The 20696-nt window shown below is 63.1% G+C and carries 18 protein-coding genes; 8 read left to right on the forward strand and 10 right to left on the reverse strand.

Annotation, left to right across the window (positions count from 1 at the left end; genetic code table 11):
• Nucleotides 1-118: 118 nt before the first annotated feature.
• Nucleotides 119-1240: a hypothetical protein gene (locus NKT35_RS02035; protein WP_254298286.1), complete on the reverse strand. Its 1122-nt coding sequence runs from the start codon at nt 1238-1240 to the stop codon at nt 119-121.
• 265 nt (nt 1241-1505) lie between these two features.
• Between NKT35_RS02035 and NKT35_RS02040 the strand changes: the two genes are divergently transcribed.
• Genes NKT35_RS02040 through NKT35_RS02050 form a run of 3 tightly spaced genes read left to right on the forward strand, consistent with a single transcriptional unit; the run spans nt 1506 to nt 3754 of the window.
• Complete coding sequence (locus tag NKT35_RS02040) at nt 1506-2135, forward strand: Clp protease ClpP (RefSeq protein WP_254298288.1); 630 nt, start codon at nt 1506-1508, stop codon at nt 2133-2135.
• A 60-nt stretch (nt 2136-2195) separates the two neighbouring features.
• Nucleotides 2196-2966 carry a substrate-binding periplasmic protein gene (locus NKT35_RS02045; RefSeq protein ID WP_254298290.1) on the forward strand — a complete coding sequence of 257 codons (771 nt, stop codon included), beginning with the start codon at nt 2196-2198 and terminating at the stop codon, nt 2964-2966.
• 32 nt (nt 2967-2998) lie between these two features.
• Nucleotides 2999-3754, forward strand: coding sequence for a substrate-binding periplasmic protein (locus NKT35_RS02050; protein ID WP_505190899.1), 756 nt, complete (start codon nt 2999-3001; stop codon nt 3752-3754).
• On the opposite strand, the gene NKT35_RS02055 is transcribed toward NKT35_RS02050, so the two are convergent.
• Nucleotides 3736-4953, reverse strand: coding sequence for a GGDEF domain-containing protein (locus tag NKT35_RS02055; RefSeq protein WP_254298295.1), 1218 nt, complete (start codon nt 4951-4953; stop codon nt 3736-3738). The genes NKT35_RS02050 and NKT35_RS02055 overlap by 19 nt on opposite strands.
• A 173-nt stretch (nt 4954-5126) precedes the next feature.
• Here NKT35_RS02055 and NKT35_RS02060 point away from each other — a divergent pair, with 173 nt between their 5' ends.
• Entirely contained in the window at nt 5127-5507 is a 381-nt protein-coding gene (locus tag NKT35_RS02060; RefSeq protein WP_254298296.1) for a hypothetical protein, read from the forward strand.
• Between the two features lie 3 nt (nt 5508-5510).
• On the opposite strand, the gene NKT35_RS02065 is transcribed toward NKT35_RS02060, so the two are convergent.
• Nucleotides 5511-6500, reverse strand: coding sequence for an aldo/keto reductase (locus tag NKT35_RS02065; RefSeq protein WP_254298298.1), 990 nt, complete (start codon nt 6498-6500; stop codon nt 5511-5513).
• Between the two features lie 99 nt (nt 6501-6599).
• Here NKT35_RS02065 and NKT35_RS02070 point away from each other — a divergent pair, with 99 nt between their 5' ends.
• On the forward strand, nt 6600-7502 hold the full coding sequence (locus tag NKT35_RS02070; RefSeq protein ID WP_254298300.1) for a LysR family transcriptional regulator: 903 nt from the start codon (nt 6600-6602) through the stop codon (nt 7500-7502).
• 45 nt (nt 7503-7547) lie between these two features.
• Here NKT35_RS02070 and NKT35_RS02075 read toward each other — a convergent pair whose 3' ends face one another.
• The 7 genes from NKT35_RS02075 to NKT35_RS02105 all read right to left on the reverse strand — a co-directional run bounded on the left by NKT35_RS02075 (nt 7548) and on the right by NKT35_RS02105 (nt 17053).
• Nucleotides 7548-8939 carry an amino acid permease gene (locus NKT35_RS02075; protein ID WP_254298301.1) on the reverse strand — a complete coding sequence of 464 codons (1392 nt, stop codon included), beginning with the start codon at nt 8937-8939 and terminating at the stop codon, nt 7548-7550.
• A gap of 158 nt (nt 8940-9097) precedes the next feature.
• Nucleotides 9098-10105, reverse strand: a complete 1008-nt coding sequence (locus NKT35_RS02080) for a GGDEF domain-containing protein (protein WP_254298303.1) — start codon at nt 10103-10105, stop codon at nt 9098-9100.
• A gap of 168 nt (nt 10106-10273) precedes the next feature.
• On the reverse strand, nt 10274-12931 hold the full coding sequence (adhE, locus tag NKT35_RS02085; RefSeq protein WP_254298305.1) for a bifunctional acetaldehyde-CoA/alcohol dehydrogenase: 2658 nt from the start codon (nt 12929-12931) through the stop codon (nt 10274-10276).
• 353 nt (nt 12932-13284) lie between these two features.
• Nucleotides 13285-14358 (reverse strand): carbonic anhydrase, encoded by a 1074-nt coding sequence (locus tag NKT35_RS02090; RefSeq protein ID WP_254298307.1) that lies wholly within the window; start codon nt 14356-14358, stop codon nt 13285-13287.
• A gap of 94 nt (nt 14359-14452) precedes the next feature.
• A complete protein-coding gene (locus NKT35_RS02095) occupies nt 14453-15316 on the reverse strand; it encodes a DMT family transporter (RefSeq protein ID WP_254298309.1) in 864 nt (287 codons plus the stop codon).
• Nucleotides 15317-15413: 97 nt separating this feature from the next.
• On the reverse strand, nt 15414-16625 hold the full coding sequence (locus NKT35_RS02100) for an MFS transporter (protein ID WP_254298311.1): 1212 nt from the start codon (nt 16623-16625) through the stop codon (nt 15414-15416).
• Complete coding sequence (locus tag NKT35_RS02105; protein ID WP_254298313.1) at nt 16625-17053, reverse strand: ester cyclase; 429 nt, start codon at nt 17051-17053, stop codon at nt 16625-16627. Before NKT35_RS02105 ends, NKT35_RS02100 begins: the two co-directional genes overlap by 1 nt.
• Before the next feature lie 230 nt (nt 17054-17283).
• On the opposite strand from NKT35_RS02105, the gene NKT35_RS02110 reads away from it, so the two are divergent.
• The 3 genes from NKT35_RS02110 to NKT35_RS02120 are packed head-to-tail and all read left to right on the forward strand — an operon-like array spanning nt 17284 to nt 20671.
• Entirely contained in the window at nt 17284-18249 is a 966-nt protein-coding gene (locus NKT35_RS02110) for a LysR family transcriptional regulator (RefSeq protein ID WP_254298314.1), read from the forward strand.
• A 41-nt stretch (nt 18250-18290) separates the two neighbouring features.
• Nucleotides 18291-19487: an FAD-dependent oxidoreductase gene (locus NKT35_RS02115; RefSeq protein WP_254298316.1), complete on the forward strand. Its 1197-nt coding sequence runs from the start codon at nt 18291-18293 to the stop codon at nt 19485-19487.
• A 47-nt stretch (nt 19488-19534) separates the two neighbouring features.
• Complete coding sequence (locus NKT35_RS02120; RefSeq protein ID WP_254298318.1) at nt 19535-20671, forward strand: alpha/beta hydrolase family protein; 1137 nt, start codon at nt 19535-19537, stop codon at nt 20669-20671.
• The last annotated feature ends 25 nt before the right edge of the window (nt 20672-20696 follow it).

A 20696-nucleotide genomic window follows, 5' to 3' on the forward strand; every position in this document is an offset into this window, starting at 1 on the left:
CGCGCCGGAAAAAAAACGCCGAGCGAGGTTTGAAGACACCGACTGCTCTACGCCGCGCGACATTCTCTCAGCCATAAGGGGCTGGCCGCGCAGCCCTCCATTCAGCCTTCCACATTAACTAATTCGTCCCGACCTCATGCTTAGGGGCAAAGCGCATCTGGCCTTCCTCGCACAAGGCTCTGAAATCCGAGAAGCCTCGCCACCCAGAGGGCCAGTCCATCCACCGCCACACTATGGGCAGAGAATTGGGACGAGACGATTCCAATATCACGATCGGGAAACTCGTGCGATATCCGCGGTGGCAGCCAGGAGGTGGCGTCTCCAGATCAGATATAGGCCCATACCCCCTGATCCAACGCTCTGGCACACTCAGCTGGCGGATCTCCTCCCATCGGATCAAACCATGACGGCGGCTCTGGATACCTTGCCGGCTGATGACGATCCTATCAAGCGAGTTGTGCCACGTTAGCAAGGCGGCAGCAAAACATAGCCAGCTGATCGCCCCGCACACTGCCGTCGACTGCTCGTGGGGTCCCCCCACATACCAAAGTATTGCGCAAATCACGGACGTTAAGAGTAAATACATCAACCAATCCGGATCAACGGAAACTGGCCGGAACACACGTCCCTCCTCCCACTCATCCCGAGACACTGTCAATTGGATTGCATCTACCGGCAACCAGCCCAACAAAGAACCCAACTCATGCCGGAACCGCACGATTGGATGAGCCAAACGGCTTCTGCTCGATCGCACGACCTTATCGGGGGCCGCCACCAAGCGAACAGGCGCTAGTCCATCAATCTGAAGCCACAAAATGGCCTTGTCTGCATTTCTGACATCCAACGTATGTCCGCCCAGCAGGTTTTCGCCCCGCATCGAGCAAACAATCTTTACCCGTTCCCAGCCCCATATTTCACCGTCATTCAGACAAACACCCTTACTGCCATAACGTAAACAGATTGGTTCCTGAAAGCGCTTCTGCCAGCGATGACCGACCATCACCAAAATGGCAGGAAGCAACAACGATGCCGCATGCCAAACGGCCAGCTCAAAATGCATTGCAATATTGATCAAACTCCCGATGGGCAGCACAATAAGGCAAAGAAAGCCAAACGCATAGATTCCATCAGCCCAATTCTGTTCTCGTTGCTTTCGCTCGCTCAGCTGACGAACGCTCAACTGCCCTTCCTGTTTGCGTATCGGCGAAGGCTCAACACGCTGGATCTTCTTTTTACGCACCACACCAACCACCTCCCAAACAACTCATTTCAAACCGCCTTCCGACCTGCCTCATCAACCATAAACTCTCCAACTTGCAGACAAGTAGCCCATATTCCATCCGCGGCTAGAAATCCCCACCATCCAGATATAGCCCCTGCTACTCAATGTGGGCACCGGCACGCCAAATGCCCACATGCTACAACATGCCTTACTCTGCTCCAATGCAAGGCAAGCTCCTCTGTCCCGAGCTAGATTGGAAAGACAAGCACAATGAGGAGCCATCATGCCCCGCCCCCACCCCGAACTGGACGACGAGCCCGACAAACCCGCCCCCCTCTACCGCCAATACGAAACCCAAGGCGCGGTGCGGCAGATTTCTTTCTACCTGTCCGAAGAAATCGGCGCCGCCATCCACTACACCGACCTCCTGTACACGCTGCGCACCGCCGCCAGCACCGACATCGTCTATCTACACCTCAACACCCCCGGCGGCAATTTCGACGCCGGCCTGCAAATCATCAACAACATCACCGCCAGCCCCGCCCACGTCGTCACCATACTGGAAGCCCGCGCCTACTCCATGGGCGCGCTGATCTTCCTGGCCGGCGACGAGCTGGTGGTGCACGACACCTGCCAGCTGATGTTCCACAACTACTCCTCGGCGCTGATCGGCAAGGGCAACGAACAGCAGGCCCAAGTGATGGCCAGCAGCAAATGGTTCGAGAAAGTGATGCGCCACGTCTGCCGCCCCTTCCTCACCGACGAAGAGCTGGACCGCATCCTCAAGGGTGAAGACATCTGGCTGGATAGCGACAACATCCGCCGCCGCCTGGCCAATATCCAAAAAGGCGCGCTGGCCACCGCGCCGCGCCCGCGCCTTAAGAAACCCGCCAAACCGGCGGCGGATGGATAAGGCCTTGCCTGCTCCACTCGATGAACGATAATCAGAACAAGCCGCATTGAAACCATCACCATGCCCTCTGCCCGCGCCCTGAGCCTCGCGCTGATCGCCGCCATTGCTTACGCCGCCCCGCGCTCCGCCGGCGCGGCGGCGGACGATGTCATGCTGTCCACCGGCGACTTTCCGCCTTATACCAGTGAAAAGCTGCCGCAAGGCGGCATCACCAGCATGATCGTGCGCGAAGCCTTCCGCGCCGCCGGCCTGCCGGAGCCGCGCATCGTTTTTCTGCCCTGGAAGCGCGGCTATAGCGAAACCGAGGCCGGGCATTTCGCCGCCGGCTTTCCGTATGCCCGCGATGCCAAGCGCGAGCAGTCTTTCCTCTATTCCGAACCGCTGCACCTGGACAAGTTTTCCTATTTTGTCCGCAAAGACAATGCCGAGGCCGCCGCCGGGCAATGGCAGGGCATGCGGCTATGCTTGCCGCTGGGCTGGACCAGCGCCTATACCGATGCCGACAGCCAAGCCTACCGCTGGAAACTGGAACGCCCGGCCACCTTGGACAATTGCTGGAAAATGCTGGAAAACGGCGCGGTCGATCTCGTGTCGTGCAACGACTTTGTCGCCGCCTATGCCATCCGCCAGCTGTTCGGCGCACAAGCGCCCTTTGCCGCGGCGGCGATAGGCAAGGATCAGAGCAGCGCGCTTTACTTGATCATCAGCCGCAAGCTGCCTGATGGCGAGGCCTTGATGCGCCAGTTCAACGCCGGGCTGGCGGAAATCAAACGCAATGGCCGCTATCGCCAATTGCTGCAAAAGGCGCAGGACGCCTCCGCCGCCCCATGAGCCAGCACGTCCTCTGCTCCGCGCGCCGGCTCATGCTTGGCCTGATCTGCCTGTTCGCCGCGCTCCCCGCGCTCTGCGCGCCGGTGCTGCGCGTGGCGTTTTCGTCGCAGCGTCCGCCGTTCTCGTTTTACGACGACAAGCAGGGCGACACCGGCATCGAGGTGGACATCATGCGCGCCGCGCTGAACAAAATGGGCTATGAGCTCAAGCCCATCATCGTGCCGAATTCCCGCTTGATCCTGGAGGTGGCCAAGGGGAAAGCCGACATCGCCTCGGCCGTCCACGAGCACGGCGCCGACCGCCCCGGCCTTTATCTGTCCGATGGCATGGTGGAGTACGACAATATCGTCATCGCCAAGAAAAAACGGCGCTTGAGCATACGTTCGCTGACCGACCTGATGCAGCATGACTTCGTGATCTGGCAGCACGGCTGGCAAGATTTGGGCGAGCCGTTCCGCGCGGCGTTTCAGCCCGACCGCAACGGCCGCTTCCGCGCCAATTACCACGAGACCGCGAATCAGGAGAGTCAATGCAAAATGTTCTGGGCCAATCGGACGGAGCTGATCGTCATCGACCGCACGGTGTTCAGCTGGTATCGCAAAAAGCTGGAGGCCAGCATGCCCACCGGCGAAGACTTGTCCTTTTTCCCGCTGTTTCCCCAGGCCACGCAATATCCGGCGGCCTTCCGCTCCATGGCCCTGCGCGACCGCTTCAACCAGGAGCTGAAGGCATTGCGCAAGAGCGGGGAGTATCAGCGCATCGTCTCGCGCTACCGGCTGGCGGGATAAACCGCGGTCTCGCCGAACCGCAGCGCTTCTTCCGCGTCGATTGAAACTTCCACCCGGTTGCGGCCCTTGCGTTTGGCCTGATACAACAGCTTGTCGGCCCGCGCGAACAAGCTGGCAATATCCTCCTGGCGTCCCCCTTCGCGGATCCAAGCTACGCCGATGCTGGCGGTGATGGGCAGCGGCGCGGCGCCGCAATGCGGATTCAGCGCCTCGATCGCCCCCCGCAGACGCTCCGCGGCAAGCGCCGCCTCGTCCGCTTGGGTGTTCGGCAACAACATGACGAACTCCTCGCCGCCGTAACGCCCCAGCAAATCGCTGCGCCGCGCTTGGCCGCGCAGGCAATCGGCCAGCTGCGCCAACACCTGATCGCCCGCCCAATGGCCAAAACGGTCGTTGACGCTCTTGAAATGGTCCAGATCTATCATCAGCAAGGCCAGCGGCGCGGCTTGGCCGCAAGCCTTGTTGCCAAGCTCCCGGAACGCGCGCGGATTGAGCAGCCGGGTCAGGCCATCCTGCCGCGCCTCGCGGCTCAGTTGCGCCCATACCCGCTCATAGCAAATGCAAAGCACGCTCAGGCAAAAACAAAAGGCACTCCAAAACAGCCCCAGCGCCGTATACAAATTGAACAGTTGCCCCGACAGATTGAAATTGGCGTCGCCCGCCAAGGCGGCGTAACCGCCGCGCCACGCCGCCAGCGCCAGGATGGCCACGCCGGTGCATGCCGCCAAAGCATGGCCATATGGGGTAGCGCGCGCCCTTTCCTGCCATAACAGCCGCAAAACCCACAGCCAGTAGAAAACATGAAGGCTGGAAGTCACCATCACCCGCTTGGCGTAAGCCGCATGCCCAACATAAATGAACACGCCCATCGCCAGCGCCATCACCAGCGCATGGGTCCAAGGACGGATCCGTCGTCCGAACATTTGCTGCAAGGCGATCAAGGCCATGGGGTGGAACAAAAGAAGCAAAAACATGTCCAAGATCAGGGCCGGCCAAGCCGGCATGAACGCCGGCAGCACACTGTGCAGCGCGCCGAAACTGCATGCCATCGCCGCCGCGCCCAGCGTCAGCAACCCTTTTTCCTGCCGATTGCGCCACCAAAACAGCAGCAGCAATATTCCCGCCATCGTGGAATAGCCGAAAGTGCCAAGCATGGTGTTTTTGAAATCGAGAATGCTTTGCGCGGTATGAAGAGTCATGGCGGCGCTGATCCAAGGTAAGTGGACACGCGGACGCGGGCGCCGACGCGCCCAGCCTGCCGCAGATTATGCCTAATGAATCTACCCGAGTCGACGGGCACCCTCTTCAGCCAGCCACGCCCAAACGGACGCCAGCCAGCCAGTTCTCTCATTTGCCGATATTTAGGAACCGAATGTTTTTGTTGCGTATTTCCCCCGTCCTGGCGATGTGCGCCGTCGCGCCGTCTCCGGCTGCCGCCGCCTCCGCCCACAACACACTGCCCTCCTATGACTTCGCCATGCCGCGTCCACCCGCCATCGACATGTCCGCGCCGGCCAAGCCTTTGAAAAAGCCGCGCGCCGTCAAGCTGGACAAACTGGCGGACGATGAGGTCAAACGTCCCATCGCCATACTCGCGCCGCCCTCTCCCACGGAGACCCGCTGCCTGTCGGGCAAAGCCAAGATCCCTGGGCCGCCCTGCCTGGAACCAGGCTATCTGCCGCCTACGCCGGGCGGGGATGGCCGCAAGCGAGCCATCCCCTATCATCAATTGCCGGCCCTGCCGGTCCGCTGAGCCTCAGCGGTTGAGCAGCGCCATGACTTCCGCCTGATAACGAGAACCGCTGACCGCGCCTTCGGCGAATAGCTGATCCAAAGCCTGCACATCGCCGGCGGACATTTCCACCGACAGCGCGCCCAGGTTATCGCGCAGATTGGCCTGTTTGCGCGCGCCGGGAATGGCGATGATGTCGTCGCCCTGGGCCAGCAGCCAGGCCAGCGCCAGTTGCGCCGGGCTGCAGCCCTTGGCCGCCGCCAGCGCTTTCACCTGGGCCACCAGGTCGAGATTGCGCTGGAAGTTCTCGCCCTGGAAACGCGGATTGCCGCGGCGGAAATCATCCGGCGCGAAATCGTCCGGGCTCTTGATGGCGCCGGTCAGAAAGCCGCGGCCCAGCGGGCTGTAGGCGACAAAACCGGCGCCCACTTCGCGGCACGCCGCCAGCACGCCGTCTTCCGGATCGCGGGTCCACAGCGAGTATTCACTCTGCAACGCGTGGATGGGATGCACGGTGGCTGCGCGGCGCAAAGTGTCGGCCGATGCCTCGGACAGGCCCAGGTAGCGCACCTTGCCCGCCTGAACCAGTTCCGCCATCGCCCCCACCGTCTCTTCTATCGGTATCAGCGGGTCCACCCGGTGCTGGTAATAGAGATCGATATGATCGACGCCCAGCCGCTTCAGGCTGCCCTCGCAGCTGCTGCGCACATAGTCCGGGTGCCCATTGACGCCGCGGCGGGCCGGATTGGCCGGATCGAGCACGATGCCGAATTTGGTGGCCAGCACCACTTCGTCGCGGCGGCGCGCCAACAGTTTGGCCAGCAACTGCTCATTGGTGTAAGGCCCGTACATATCGGCGGTATCGAGCAGATTGACGCCCAGATCCAGCGCCATATCCAGCGTCGCCAGCGATTCGGCATCGTCGTGCGCGCCGTAAAAAGCGCTCATGCCCATGCAGCCCAAGCCCAGCGCCGAAACCTGCGGGCCGTTGCGGCCCAAAGTGCGTTTTTGCATTGCCATCACTCCTGGTTTGGAAAGTGACGTCAGCATAAAAGATGGCCAGCCGCCGATAAATGGCCGAAAATGACAAACATTATGTAGCCGAGCTTAACAATGCCGCGCCTCCAACATGATGCCTTGCAAAGCTTCGCCCTGATCGCCCGCCTGCGCAGCTTCACCCGCGCCGCCGCCGAGCTGGGCGTCACCGCCTCCGCCTTGAGCCAGACCCTGCGCCAGCTGGAGGCAGAACTGGGCGTGCCGCTGCTGATCCGCACCACCCGCCAGGTTTCGCTCACCGACGCCGGCGAAGCGCTATTGGAGCGCTTGAATCCGGCGCTGGACACCATCCGCCAGGCGCTGGACGATGTCCGCCAAATGCAGGGCCAGCCCGCCGGCACGCTGCGGCTGACGCTGCCGCACTCGGCGGCGCAGATCGCGCTCTATCCTTATCTTGGAGAATTTCTGCGCCGGCACCCGGCCTTGATGCTGGAGCTAGACATCAACGACGGCTTGGTCGATATCGTCGGCCAGCGCTTCGACGCCGGCATCCGCTTCAGCGACCGCTTGCAAGCCGGCATGCAAGCGGCGCAAATCAGCCGATTGATCCGCTTTGTCGTGGTGGCCACGCCCGAATATCTGGCAAGCCACGGCACGCCGCAGACGCCGGAAGATTTGCTGCGTCACGCCTGCATAGGCTATCGCTTCGGCGCCAATGGCCCGCAATACCGTTGGCAATTCATCGAAGCTGGCCAGCCGCTCCAGCTGGCTTTGAGTGGGCCACTGGTCACTAACGACAACCAGGCCAGATTGCTGGGCGCGCGCGGCGGCATCGGCCTCGCCTATCTGGCGGAAGACCTGATCCGCGACGATATCGCCGCCGGCCGCCTGGTTTCCGTATTGGAACCCTATCTGCCGCCGGCCGAGGCCATGTACCTGTTCTACCCGCAGCAGCGCCGCCTGCCGGCCAAGCTGCGCGCCCTGATCGATTTCCTGCGCCAGGCCAACGGCATCGCCTGAAACGAAAAACCCGCCAAACGGCGGGTTGTCGCGTCAAATCCAAGCTTAGCGCCCCTGCTGCGCCAGCCTCCAGGCGGCATCCTGCTTGTGATAGCCCAGCAGGTAGTAAACCGCCACCAGGAACACCAGCCAGCCCGGACCGACGATCAGCGCCACGCGGGTGTCCGGGAAGTAGGCCATCAAGCCTATCACCAGCGCCAGGAAGCCCAGCGTCAGGTAGGAGCCATACGGCCACAAAGGCATGCGGTGGCTGATGGAAGCCAGCTGCTCGGCGGACAAGCCGCGGCGGAAGCGCAACTGCGCCAGCAGGATGATCAGCCAGGTCCAGACCGCGCCGAAAGTGGAGATGGCGGTCAGCCAGGTGAACACTTCCTTGGGCGCCAGATAATTCAGCAGCACGCCCAGCAGCAGCATGCCGATGGACAGCAGCAAGGCCGGCGTCGGCACGCCGCTTTTCGAGACTTTGGCGAACACGGGCAGCGCCTGTTTCTGCTCCGCCAGGTTGAACAGCATCCGGCCAGTGCTGTAGATGCCGCTATTGCACGACGACAGCGCGGCAGTCAGCACCACGAAATTGATGATGCCGGCGGCGGCGGGAATGCCCAGGCTCTCGAAAGTGAGCACGAAGGGGCTGCCGCGGGTGCCCAGCTCGTTCCACGGATAGATGGCCAGGATCACGAACAAGGCGCCGATGTAAAAAATCAGGATGCGCCAGAAGACGGAATCCACCGCTCGCGCCAGCGCCTTTTTCGGGTTCTTGGCTTCGCCCGCGGTCAGGCCCAGCATTTCCACGCCCAGGTAGGCGAACATCACCATCTGCAGCGACATCAGCACGCCGGAGAAGCCATGCGGCATGAAGCCGCCGTGCGCCCACAGATTGGAAATGCCGGTGGCGACGCCGTGGTTGCCGAAGCCGAAGAGGATCATGGCGAAGCCGCCGACGATCATCAACACGATGGTGACGATCTTGATCAGCGCGAACCAGAATTCGAATTCGCCGTAGGCCTTCACCGCGATCAGATTGACGCCGCCCATCGCCAGCATCGCCGCCAGCACCCAGTACCAGGACGGCACGTCGGGAAACCAGATGCCCATATAGACGCCGACGGCGGTGATTTCCGCCATGCAGGTCACCAGCCACAGAAACCAGTAGTTCCAGCCGGTGAGATAGCCGGCCAAGGGGCCGAGATAATCCTGGGCGTAGCGGCTGAAGGAGCCGGCCACCGGGTTGTGGATGGCCATTTCGCCCAGCGCGCGCATGATCATGAAAATGGCCAGGCCGCCTATGCCGTAGGCCAGCATGATGGCTGGCCCGGCCATCTTGATGGCGGTGGCCGAGCCCAGAAACAGGCCGACGCCTATGGTGGCGCCCAGCGCCATCAGATTGATGTGCCTCTCCTCCAGCCCTCGGTGCAAGGTTTCTTGCCCTGCTTGCATATCGTGCTCCTTTGTTAAGCGTTGCGTGTCCGGCTTGATGGATTGACTGCCGCGCCGGTATGACAAGGCATTTTACATATACTCATGCCAATGTGAATATATGAGCACAATATGAATCTCAAATACAATTTATCGGGACGCTTATAGCAAGAAGGAAATCAGAACAGCTCGATATCGCCGCTGGGCATAGAGGCATTGACCTTGCCCGCATCGGCCAGCGCTTGATAACCCAGCACTTGGTTGCGGCCATGGGATTTGATGAAATACAGGGCGCGATCCGCCTGGTCCAGCAGCTGCACCGGCAGCAGCTGGATATCGGTCATGGCATAGCCGATGCTGATGGACAGCTGCTCGCCATGGACAAAGCGATGCTCGATCACCTTCAGCCGCAGGGCCTGCAGCATCGCCTCGCCCTGCAGTTCGCCGACATTCGGCAACAGGATGGCGAACTCCTCGCCGCCGACGCGGTAGACGCCATCTTCAGGGCGGCAATGTTGCAGCAGCAATTGGGCCAATTCCTGCAAGACTTGATCGCCCACGGAATGGCCAAACTGATCGTTGATGTGCTTGAACAGATCGATGTCCAGCATCGCGAGAACGCTGGGCTCCAGACTTTGCAGCGCCTGCGCCTCCAGCAACTGGTAAATGCGTTGATCGAACTTGCGCCGGTTCTGCAAACCGGTCAGCCGGTCGCAATCGGCCTCGGCCAGCAGGCCAAGATAGTTTTCGTAAATCCGGGCAAGCGAGATGAAATCGGCGCGCAAACGCGGCGTCGCCTGCCGCACGGAGACAAACAACAAGCCAAACAAACGCTGCTGGCAATGCAGCGCCTTATACAGGCCGCCGTCCGCTTCCAGCGCTTCGCCGGCCCCGCCCGACAACCAGGCGAGCAATTCCGCGCTGGCCGGCCGCCTGGGCGCATCGGCCATCCGCTCGATGCCGCCGCCCTGCTCCCCGCGCCAGCTTTCCGATAACTCGCTCCCCGCGTCGGCCGGCCGGCAGACGAGCAATTTGGCTTCGCTGATCGGCAGGCTCTCCAGCAGCAGCGCCACCAGACGGCGGGTCATGGCTTGCGGCTCCCGCTGCGAAGTCAGCTCCACCAAGCCGTTGAGCCATTCAGTCTCCTCCGCGCTGTCTCCCTGGGTCTGCGGCAAATGAGATGTCATCTTGCGGGCTCCGACAAGGCGCGCATAGCTATCGCCACCGCAACGGTTCACATGGATGGCTTAACTATAGACGATGCGCATCCGCGCCTTGCCCGAACCCGAATGAAAACGCCCCGACAGCTTCATGCCTGTCGGGGCGGCTTCAGCGCGCTGAGTCAGCGTCGCGTCTTACTTGGACTTCTTGCCCTTGGCCGGCTTGTCTTCGGCGACGGCCTCATCGCGCTCCCAGGCTTCCTTGTACGGACGGCCGTAGAAGCTGTCGAGCAGCAGTTGCTTCAGCTCGCTGATCAGCGGGTAGCGCGGGTTGGCGCCGGTACACTGGTCGTCGAAGGCGGCTTCGGCCAGTTCGTCCACCTTGGCCAGGAAGTCGGACTCGGCCACGCCCGCGCCCTGGATAGACGACGGGATGCCCAGCACTTGCTTCAGCTCGTCCACCCATTCGATCAGCTTTTCCACGCGCTCGTGGTCGCGGCTGGCCTCCAGGCCCAGATGGCGGGCGATTTCGGCATAGCGCGCCACGCTCTTCGGCCGGTCGTACTGGCTGAAGGCGGTTTGCTTGGTCGGCACGTCGGCGGCGTTGTAGCGGATCACATTGCTGATCAGCAACGCGTTGGCCAGGCCGTGCGCCAAGCCGAACTCGGCGCCGATCTTGTGCGCCATCGAGTGGCAGACGCCCAGGAAGGCGTTGGCGAAAGCGATGCCGGCGATGGTGGCCGCATTGTGCACTTGTTCGCGCGCCTTCGGATCCTTGGCGCCGTTCAGGTAGGACGAGGGCAGGTATTCCTTCAGCAGCTTCAGCGCCTGCAGGGCTTGCGGGTCGGAGTACTCGTTGGCCATCACCGACACATAAGCTTCCAGCGCGTGCGTCACCGCGTCGATGCCGCCGAAAGCGGTCAAGGACTTGGGCATGTCCATCACCAGGTTGGCGTCGACGATGGCCATGTTCGGGGTCAGCTCGTAGTCGGCAATCGGGTATTTCACGCCGGTAACTTCATCGGTCACCACCGCGAACGGGGTGACTTCGGAGCCGGTGCCGGAAGTGGTCGGCACGGCCACCATCATCGCTTTCTGGCCCAGTTTCGGGAACTGGTAGATGCGCTTGCGGATGTCCATGAAGCGCAGCGCCAGATCGGCGAAATGCACTTCCGGATGTTCGTACATCACCCACATGATCTTGGCCGCGTCCATAGGCGAGCCGCCGCCGATGGCCATGATCACGTCCGGCTTGAAGGCGTGGGCCAGGTCGGCGCCCTTGCGCACCACGGCCAGGGTCGGATCGGCCGGCACTTCGAAGAAGGTTTCCACTTCCAGGCCCATCTTCTTCAGCAAGCGGATCGGCTCGTCGATGAAGCCGTGCTCGAACAGATACTGGCCGGTGACGATCAGGCAGCGTTTCTTGCCGGCCAGGTCTTCCAGCGCCACCGGCAAGGAGCCGCGGCGGAAGTAGATGGACTTCGGCAGCTTGTGCCACAGCATGTTTTCAGCCCTCTTGGCGACGGTTTTCTTGTTGATCAGGTGCTTGGGACCGACGTTCTCGGAGATGGAGTTGCCGCCCCAGGAGCCGCAACCCAGGGTCAGCGACGGCGCCAGGCTGAAGTTGTACAAGTCGCCGATGCCGCCTTGCGAGGACGGGGTGTTGATCAGGATGCGGGCGGTCTTCATCTTGTCGCCGAAGTAGCGCACGCGCTCTTCTTGCAGGTCTTGATCGGTGTACAGCGCCGAGGTGTGGCCGATGCCGCCCATGGTCACCAGCTCGGCGGCCTTGTCGCAAGCGTCGAGGAAGTTCTTGGCGCGGTACATGGCCAGGGTGGGCGACAGTTTCTCGTGGGCGAAGGCTTCCTTCTCGGACACTTCCGTCACTTCGCCGATCAGCACCTTGGTGGTCGGCGGCACTTCGATGCCGGCCATGGCGGCGATCTTGGCGGCGCTCTGGCCGACGATGGCGGCGTTCAGGCTGCCATCCTGCAGAATCACCTTGCGCACGGCCTCGGCTTCGCTCTTGGACAGGATGTAGCCGCCGTGCTTGGAGAAGCGCTCGCGCACCGCTTCGTAGATTTCATCGACGATGATGACCGACTGCTCGGACGCGCACACCACGCCGTTGTCGAAGGTCTTGGACATCAGGATGGAGGCGACGGCGCGCTTGATGTCGGCGGTTTCGTCTATCACTGCCGGGGTGTTGCCGGCGCCGACGCCGATGGCGGGCTTGCCGGAGGAGTAAGCGGCTTTCACCATGCCCGGGCCGCCGGTGGCCAGGATCAGGTTGACGTCGGGGTGGTGCATCAGCTGGTTGGACAGCGCGACGGACGGCTCATCGATCCAGCCTATGATGTCTTGCGGCGCGCCGGCGGCGACGGCGGCTTCCAGCACCAGGCGGGCGGCTTCACAGGTGGAGCGGCGCGCGCGCGGGTGCGGCGAGAAGATGATGCCGTTGCGGGTTTTCAGCGAGATCAGCGCCTTGAAGATGGCGGTGGAGGTCGGGTTGGTGGTCGGCACGATGCCGCACAGCACGCCTATCGGCTCGGCGATGGTGATGGTGCCGAAGGTGTCGTCTTCGGACAGCACGCCGCAGGTCTTCTCGTCCTTGTACTTGTTGTAGATGTATTCGGAAGCGAAGTGGTTCTTGATCACTTTGTCTTCCATCACGCCCATGCCGGTTTCGGCGACGGCCATCCGCGCCAGCGGGATGCGGGCGTCGGCGGCGGCCAGCGCGGCCGAGCGGAAAATGTGGTCTACCTGCTCTTGCGTGAACTGTGCGAAGGCGATTTGCGCCTTCTTGACGCGGGCCACCAGGGCGTCGAGTTCGATTTGATTGCTGACTGCCATTTTGTCTCTCCAAGAACCAAATGAAAATGCCGAGCGCTTGATTGTTCGTTTTTGCTAATAATTTTTCGATATCGAAAATTTAATCGCTTAAAACCCAATCCATCACCGCTTTGCGATGACCGCGCCATCAAACCCTTTGTAGCGGAGCCATTACACGAAAGGCTTAATACCCTTATGAAATACAGGGGCTTTCACTTGCCTTGCCCCAAGCTCGCTCGATTGATGACCATGCTAGTCCATTTTCGGATATTCGTTTTTGCGCATAGCCAAACAATTGTCAGTTTTGCCGCAAAAAGAGCGCCGGGAAGGCGCTCTTGGAAAAGGTATCGATGAGGATGGTTGTAATCGGTCCGCTACCGGCCCATGAAGCCGTAATGGAAGTAACGTCCGCTGCGCGTCAGTTCGCGAATGCGGGCCGGATCGGTCTCGCCGTTGATATTGGTGATCACCAGTTTGCCGCGCCCTTGTTTCAGATCGTTGTTGTAATCGTAGTAGCCGCCCAGCACCGCCAGCTTGCCGGCTTCCACCTCGCCGGAAAACTTGAGGATGGCGCCCTCCACCTGGTTGTTGATGTTGATCAGCGCGCCGTTGGTAGCGTCGATGCCCTTGGGAATCTCGATATTGTCGAGCTCCTTCTGCACCGCCGGCCCCAGATCGCTGTAATCGCCCGCCGCCGCCTTGATCGCGCCGCAGCCGGTGTGGCTGACGAACATCAGCAAGGGAGTATGCAGATTGCGCACGCCGTATTCGATAGAGCCTTCGGAGCTGGCCAGTTGATTGCCCAGATTGCTGATCACGAACAGATCGGCGTCGCCGCCCGCCATGCCCACTTGGCCGCCGGGGCTGGAGCAAGCCACCACTGTCGCCTTGGGGCTGGCGCGCTCGCCCAGCTTGGCGAAGTGCCCCGGGTTGCGCTTGTTGATGGACGCGCTATTGGCCTTGAGGATATTCGCCACCACATTGCGCACTTCCGCCGATTCGCCGCCGGCCTTGCCATGCGCCGCCTTGGCCACATGGCGGGTCTTGGCATGATGCGCCAGGGCGGATTTGCCGCCGGGCGCATGCACTTCGGGGCTGGGCTGGCTCAAATCGCGGCCGGGCGGCTTGCCCATGCTGACCGACGGCTCCAGCTTTTCCGGCTGCGCCGCCGGCTTCGCTTCCTTGCCGGCGCCGGAGGAGGCCGCCTCTGACTTCGCCGCCGCGGGCTTGGCCTCCTTGCCCTTGGCTTCCTTGCCTTTGGGTTTGGCCATCTCAGGCGATTTCGGCGTTGCCGCGCCCTCGGCGGCGGGCGCCTGCTCGGGCGGTTTGGCAACCTTAAGCGGCAATTTGATCACTTGCTGCACCTGGGAGTCGGCCGGCGGCGCGTCTTCCGCCCAGGCCTGCTGCAGCGCGGGCAGCAGCCAAGCCGCCGCCAACCACCATCCCATCCGCCTCGCCTTCATCCCCGACTCCTCGATGTCATTCTTCGTCTCAAGACTACTATTCTGCATCATTGACCATGGGCGGGGAAGCCGCCAGTCGTCATGCGGCCCGCCGCTGGCTCAGCCACACGCCGGCGAACACCAGCGCGCCGGCCGCGCCCTGCCAGGGCTGGAACTGTTCGTTCAACAACAGCCAGGCCAGCAGCACGGTGAATACCGGTATCAGATTATTGAAAGCGCCGGCGCGGGCGACCGGAATCCGCGACACCGCCCAGGTGTACAAGCCATACGCGCCCAGCGTGATCACCGCGCCCAGGTAAACCACCCACAGGCTGGGCAGCAGATGCAGCTGGCTGGGCCAATGGCCCCACGGCGTCAACATGGCCAGGCCGAACCAGACGCAGCCGGTCACCGTCTGGATGCCGGTGATGGCCAGGGGCGAGTAGCGCGTCGACATGCGCTTGGCGATCAACACATAGCCGCAGGCGCACACCATGGCGCAGAACTCCAGCAAGTTGCCTAGCGAAGGATCGGGCGAGCCCAGCCCCGCCTGGGTGTCCAGGCTGAGCCAGATCACGCCGGCGAAAGACAGCGCGATGCCGCACCAGGTCTGCGCCGGCTGCCTCTCGCCCAAAAAGACGCGCGCGCCTATCGCCATCAGCATGGGCAGCGTAGCCGTCACCACCCCGGCCTGCGAGGCGCTGGTCAAGGTCAGCGCATTGGCTTCGAACAGGAAATACAGACAGGGCTCGGCCAGGCCCATGGCCAGCAGCCAGGGCCAATCGCCCTTGCGATAGCGCCAGCTGATGCGCCCGCCCATCGCCAGCGGCAGCAGGCACAGGCAGGCGATGGCCATCCGCGCGAACAGCACGGCCAGCGGCGAATAGAATTCGAAAACGTATTTGAGAACGATGAAAGCGCTGGACCATAGAAACATGGCCAGCGTCAGGGCGAGATAAGGCAAGACGGCTCCTCCGGCGGCGCGGGCCGTCTGCGCGGCCCTGGTTCGAGCCGGCATTGTTTCAGACCGCGGCGCGGCTGTCTAACTCGCGCCGCCGCTTTCAATGCCGCGGCAGCGTCGCGCGCCAGAACGCCAGCGCCGCGGCGCTGATCGCCGCGCCCAGCCAACACACGCCGCTCCAGCCGAAACGGGCATAGACCGTGGTGGAGCTGATCGCCCCCAGGCCGCTGCCGGCCGAATAAAACAACATATAGCAAGCCACCAGCCGGCTTTGCGCCTCCGGCCTGCTGGCCAGAATCAGCCCCTGGTTCACTACATGGATGGCCTGGCCGCCCAAGTCCAGCAAAATGATGCCGGCGATGAAAACCGCCATCCGGTCCATGCCGGCCAGCATAGGCCAGGACGCCAACAAGCAGAGCAAGGCAGCCAGCGTCACCGCCTGGCCTTTGCCCTGATCGGTCCAATAGCCGGCCCGCGCCGCCGCCAGCGCGCCGGCCATCCCCACCAGGCCGAAGGCACCGATTTCCGTCCTCGTATAGGCGAAGGACGCTCCGCTCAAGGGCAGGGCCATCGCGCTCCAGAATACGCCCAGCGCCGCGAACATTAACAAGCCCAGCATGCCGCGGACGCGCAAAACCGGCTCATCGCGCAATAAAGCCAGCATGGACATTAGCAAGCGGCGATACGCCATGCCGCCGGCCATGGGCGGATGCGGGCGCAGAATCCGCGACAACAGCGCCAGCATCAACAGCGTTACGCCGGCCGAAGCCAGATACACCGCCCGCCAGCCGCCCAGATCGCTGACGATGCCCGCCACGGTGCGTGCCAGCAGCAGGCCGATCACCACTCCGCTTTGCACCGTGCCGACTATGCGCCCTCTCTCCTCCGGCGAGGCCAAGGCTGCGGCATAGCCGATCACGCCCTGGGTCATCGCCGTGCCCAGCAAGCCGGTGGCGGTCATGCCCAGCAAGAGCCCCGCCGCGCTGCCCGCCCAGGCAACGCCGCCCAAAGCGGGCAACAACAAGCACAGTTGCAGCTTGATCAGCCGGGAACGGTTCAGAATATCGCCCAAAGGCACGACAAAGCACAAAGCCAGGGCGCAGCCCAGCTGAGTGGCGCTGATCACGCCCCCCGCCAACGCCGGACCTATGCTCAAATCTTGAGAAATCGCCTCCAGCAGCGGCTGGGCATAGTACACATTGGCCACGCTCATGGCCGCGCACGCCGCCAGTATGCCTATCGTCCAGGCGCTGAGCGCGGAGCCGGCCGCCTCCGGCCTCTCCGCCAGCGCCGCTGCGCCGCCGCTCCCCATCACAGCCTTTCCTCATTCAGCTGCGCCAGCAAGCCCCAGCGGTCGGCCTGTATCCAGTACTCGATGATCTTGCCCTCCTTCACCCGGTAACAAGCGCTGTCGATCACGCTCAGCGAGCGCCCGGTCGGCGCATGGCCGTCGATATCGCCCTGATGATGGCCAAACTGGGTCCAGCGCGCATAGGCCTTGTCGCCATCGACCAACAACTCGTCTATGCGCAGATCGAAGTCGCCGAACAGCTTGCGGAACTCGCGCACATGTTCGGCGTAATTGGCCGGGCCGCGCGGCAAGGCGCGCGGATGTTCGGACTCCAGCTGGTGAGCCGTCACCTGCTCCGCCAGATAGCGATGCGCCGCCTCGGGATCGCGCCCGGAGCGGACCTCGCGCAGAAAACCCTCCACGACTTCCCGCGTGCCGATCGCGCTCATCCCTGCCTCCCTTCCACCCAGCGGATGCGCTCCATCGCCTCCGCTTCGTCCCGACAAACGTGCCGCGCATGAATGCGCATGCCCTGCCACCATAAACGCCCCCAAATCTCCAATACGCGCCGTATTTTGTTCATCATTTCGCCCTCTTTCCTCTCACCAATCAATGCCATTATCCTAAACAGAACAAAGACATTGAAAAACCGTCCGCCGACTGACACACTGTTCAAGAAATGAGAACAAATACCCTTCCCGACGCCACCGCCTTGCTCGCCTTCGACGCGCTGGTGCGCCGCGGCAGCTTCACCGCCGCCGCCGAAGAACTGGACTGCACCAAGAGCCGGGTCAGCCAGTTGATCAAGGCCCTGGAAAAAGACCTGGGCACGGTGCTGGTGCTGCGCAACACCCGCCGGGTGGCGCTGACCGAAACCGGCCAACAGCTGGCGCGCCACGCCGACAAGCTGCGCAGCCTGCTGGAGCGCGTGCGCATCGATATCAACGAGGCGGAAAACGAAGTCAGCGGCCCGCTGGTGATCAGTTGCGGCACCTCCTTCGCCCAGCATCTGATCGCGCCGCTGCTGGCCGAGCTCGCCCTCAAGCACCCCGGCCTGCAATTGAAGCTGCAAGTGGAAAACCGCTTGCAAGACCCGGTGGCCGAGGGGCTGGATTTCTGCGTGCGCACCCGCTACGTCAACGACGAGGCGCTGGTGGCCAAACCGCTGGGCTATGTGCGCGAGTGGGCTTTCGCCGCGCCGGACTACCTGGCCAAATCGCCGCCGCTGGAGGAGCCTGAGGATCTGATCCAGCATCGCATCCTGCTGGACACCAGCCGGCCGCAGCAGGGCGAGGCGCCGGAATGGCGGCTGGAAAACCAGGGCTTGCAGCGGCGCATTCCGGTGCGGCCGGTGATTTCCAGTCACCAATACGGTCCCTTGCTGTCCGCCGCCATCGCCGGCAACGGCATCGCGCTGCTGCCTTATTATTGCGTGCGCCAATATCTGGCCAGCGGCCAGCTGGTGCCGGTGCTGCCGGGCTGGAGCCATGATTATTGGCCGGTGTTCCTGGTCTATCCCTACCGCCACCCGCTGCCGCGCAAATACCAGGCCTTCATCCAGCATGTGGTGCCCAGGCTGCGCGCCTTGCTCAAGAGCGAGATTGATCCAGACCAAGGCGCGGATATGCCGCCGTTGTCAGAATAAGCGCCATTTGCGCCGACGACAGGCGCGGCAAGGAGAACGCAATGGAACACCGCGATATCGTGATCGTCGGCGGCGGCATGGTGGGCAGCGCGCTGGGCGCGGCGCTGGCCGACCACGGCTTGTCGGTCTGCGTGCTGGAAAAAGACGAACCCGCACCTTTTGCGCCGGAACAAGCGCCGGACCTGCGGGTATCGGCGATCAGCCCGGCCTCGGCCGCATTCCTGGCCAGCATAGGCGCCTGGGAAAGCGTGCTGGCGATGCGCGCCACGCCCTATCGCCGCATGCAGGTGTGGGAAGGCGACGAAGCCGGCGGAGCCCTGTTCGATGCCGCCGAAGCCGGCGTGGACGCGCTGGGCCACATCGTGGAAAACCGCATTGTGCAACTGGCCGCCACCGCCGCCTTGAAACAGAGGCAAGCTGTCGATTACCGCTGCCCGGCCTCGGTTTCCGACATCATCTATCGGCCGCAGGCCTCGCAACTGACCTTGTCCGACGGCAGCCGGCTGCAGGCGCGGCTGATGATAGCCGCCGACGGCGCACGCTCCCTGGTGCGCGAAGCCGCCGGCATAGGCATCACCAGCTGGGATTACCCCATGCACGCGCTGGTGCTGTCCTGCCGCGTGGCGGCCGAACAGCAGGACATCACCTGGCAGCGCTTCACCGCCACCGGCCCGCTGGCCTTCCTGCCGCTGAGCGGCGACGCGGCTTCGCTGGTCTGGTATCACCGCCCGGAAGAAGTGAAGCGGCTGTTCGCCTTGTCCGACGAGGAACTGATCGCCGCCGTGTCCCAGGCCTTCCCGCGCAAACTGCCCGGCATCCGCGAACTGGTGGCGCGCGGCAGTTTCGGCCTGACTCGCCGCCATGCCCAGCGTTATGCGCGCGAAGGCGTGGCGTTGGCCGGCGACGCCGCCCACACCATCCACCCCTTGGCCGGACAGGGCGTGAACCTGGGTTTCCAGGACGCGGCGCTGCTGGCCAGAACCATTCTGGACGCTTACGCCAAGGGCGAGGATTGGGCCAGCGAGAAGGTGTTGGCGCGCTACCAGCGCGCGCGCAAGCCGGCCAATCTGGCGATGCAGACCGGCATGGACGCCTTCTGCTATGGTTTCTCCAATGAAATACCGCCGCTCAAGGCCCTGCGCGGCCTGGGCCTCAAAATGGCAGACAAGGCGGGACCGCTCAAACGCGGCGTGATACGCTACGCGCTCGGCTTATCCCCCATGCAAGGCCGCGGCTGAGCCATGCCTGAAGGGTTCCGGCCGCGGCGCCAACCGGAACCCTCGCCATGAAAATGATCCGCTTGCTCGCATACGCCCTGCTCCTGGCCGCGATCAGCCCCTGCCAGGCCGCTGACAAACTGGCCCAGGACCTCGGCGAGCAAGTCATCCAGCTGCCTATCTCGCTGCCGCAAGGCGGCGGCGACATGACGCTGACGATTTACCATCCGACAGCGGCCGGCCCGCATCCGCTGCTTGTGCTCAGCCATGGCCGCGCCGCCAAACCAGAAGATAGGGCCAAGCCGGAGCGGCAAAGAATGGAAGTCGCCGCCCGCTATTTCCTGCGCAAAGGCTTTGTGGTGCTAGTGCCCACCCGCATCGGCTATGGCGCCTCCGCCTCCGGCATTGATCCGGAAAGCTCCGGCAACTGCCGCCGCCCCGATTACCGCGCGGCCCTGGCGCCGCAAGTGAGGCAAATCGAAGCCGCGCTGGCCTACGGCCGCAAACTGCCGGATGTCGATCCGCAGCGCGTCGTGCTGGCGGGCGTGTCCGTCGGCGGCATCGGCACGGCGGCGGCCGCGGCGGAAAACCCGCCCGGCGTGGTCGCGGCCATCAATTTCTCCGGCGGCCACGGCGGCAATCCCAAAACCCATCCCGGCATGCCTTGCGATCCAGAGCAACTTCGCGCGGTTTATGCCGAGTTCGGCCAACGTTCCCGCGTGCCCATGCTGTGGCTGTACGCCCGCAACGACCAGTTCTTCGGTCCCCGCTATTCCCAGGCCTGGGCTCAGGCCTACCACGCCGCCGGAGGCGAACTGGAATACAAGCTCTTGCCCGATTTCGGCGCGGACGGCCACAAGCTGTTCAGCGAGGGCGCGGATATCTGGATGCCGTTGGCTGAGGATTTTCTAACGCGCTTCGGCTTCAAACAGCAGGGCTATGCGCCGCGGCCCGCGCCCAGCGGCTTCGCCGCGCTGGAAGATCGCGCCCGCATCCCTTATTTGAAAGAAGCGGATAAACAGAAAGGCTATGGCGACTTCCTCGCCAGCCAACTGCCGCGCGCCTTCGCCCTGTCCGCCAACGGCCGCTGGGGCCGCGCTTACGGACCAGATGCCGCGGACCGCGCGCTGGACTATTGCCGGCGCGACAACCGCGAAAAATGCGCCCTGTACGCGATAGACCGCGACGTGGTGTGGAAGCCCTGAAAACATAGGGCCGCTCCACGCCAGA

The organism is Chromobacterium sp. IIBBL 290-4 (genome assembly GCF_024207115.1).
Lineage (GTDB): Bacteria > Pseudomonadota > Gammaproteobacteria > Burkholderiales > Chromobacteriaceae > Chromobacterium.

What these genes read in the sequence shown, in the direction of transcription:
- NKT35_RS02040 (WP_254298288.1), top strand. Translation starts at nt 1,506, where the DNA reads ATGCCCCGCCCCCACCCCGAACTGGACGACGAGCCCGACAAACCCGCC.
- NKT35_RS02045 (WP_254298290.1), top strand. Translation starts at nt 2,196, where the DNA reads ATGCCCTCTGCCCGCGCCCTGAGCCTCGCGCTGATCGCCGCCATTGCT.
- NKT35_RS02050 (WP_505190899.1), top strand. Translation starts at nt 2,999, where the DNA reads ATGCTTGGCCTGATCTGCCTGTTCGCCGCGCTCCCCGCGCTCTGCGCG.
- NKT35_RS02055 (WP_254298295.1), bottom strand. Translation starts at nt 4,953, where the DNA reads ATGACTCTTCATACCGCGCAAAGCATTCTCGATTTCAAAAACACCATG.
- NKT35_RS02060 (WP_254298296.1), top strand. Translation starts at nt 5,127, where the DNA reads ATGTTTTTGTTGCGTATTTCCCCCGTCCTGGCGATGTGCGCCGTCGCG.
- NKT35_RS02065 (WP_254298298.1), bottom strand. Translation starts at nt 6,500, where the DNA reads ATGCAAAAACGCACTTTGGGCCGCAACGGCCCGCAGGTTTCGGCGCTG.
- NKT35_RS02070 (WP_254298300.1), top strand. Translation starts at nt 6,600, where the DNA reads ATGCCGCGCCTCCAACATGATGCCTTGCAAAGCTTCGCCCTGATCGCC.
- NKT35_RS02075 (WP_254298301.1), bottom strand. Translation starts at nt 8,939, where the DNA reads ATGCAAGCAGGGCAAGAAACCTTGCACCGAGGGCTGGAGGAGAGGCAC.
- NKT35_RS02080 (WP_254298303.1), bottom strand. Translation starts at nt 10,105, where the DNA reads ATGACATCTCATTTGCCGCAGACCCAGGGAGACAGCGCGGAGGAGACT.
- adhE (WP_254298305.1), bottom strand. Translation starts at nt 12,931, where the DNA reads ATGGCAGTCAGCAATCAAATCGAACTCGACGCCCTGGTGGCCCGCGTC.
- NKT35_RS02090 (WP_254298307.1), bottom strand. Translation starts at nt 14,358, where the DNA reads ATGGGATGGTGGTTGGCGGCGGCTTGGCTGCTGCCCGCGCTGCAGCAG.
- NKT35_RS02100 (WP_254298311.1), bottom strand. Translation starts at nt 16,625, where the DNA reads ATGGGGAGCGGCGGCGCAGCGGCGCTGGCGGAGAGGCCGGAGGCGGCC.
- NKT35_RS02105 (WP_254298313.1), bottom strand. Translation starts at nt 17,053, where the DNA reads ATGAGCGCGATCGGCACGCGGGAAGTCGTGGAGGGTTTTCTGCGCGAG.
- NKT35_RS02110 (WP_254298314.1), top strand. Translation starts at nt 17,284, where the DNA reads ATGAGAACAAATACCCTTCCCGACGCCACCGCCTTGCTCGCCTTCGAC.
- NKT35_RS02115 (WP_254298316.1), top strand. Translation starts at nt 18,291, where the DNA reads ATGGAACACCGCGATATCGTGATCGTCGGCGGCGGCATGGTGGGCAGC.
- NKT35_RS02120 (WP_254298318.1), top strand. Translation starts at nt 19,535, where the DNA reads ATGAAAATGATCCGCTTGCTCGCATACGCCCTGCTCCTGGCCGCGATC.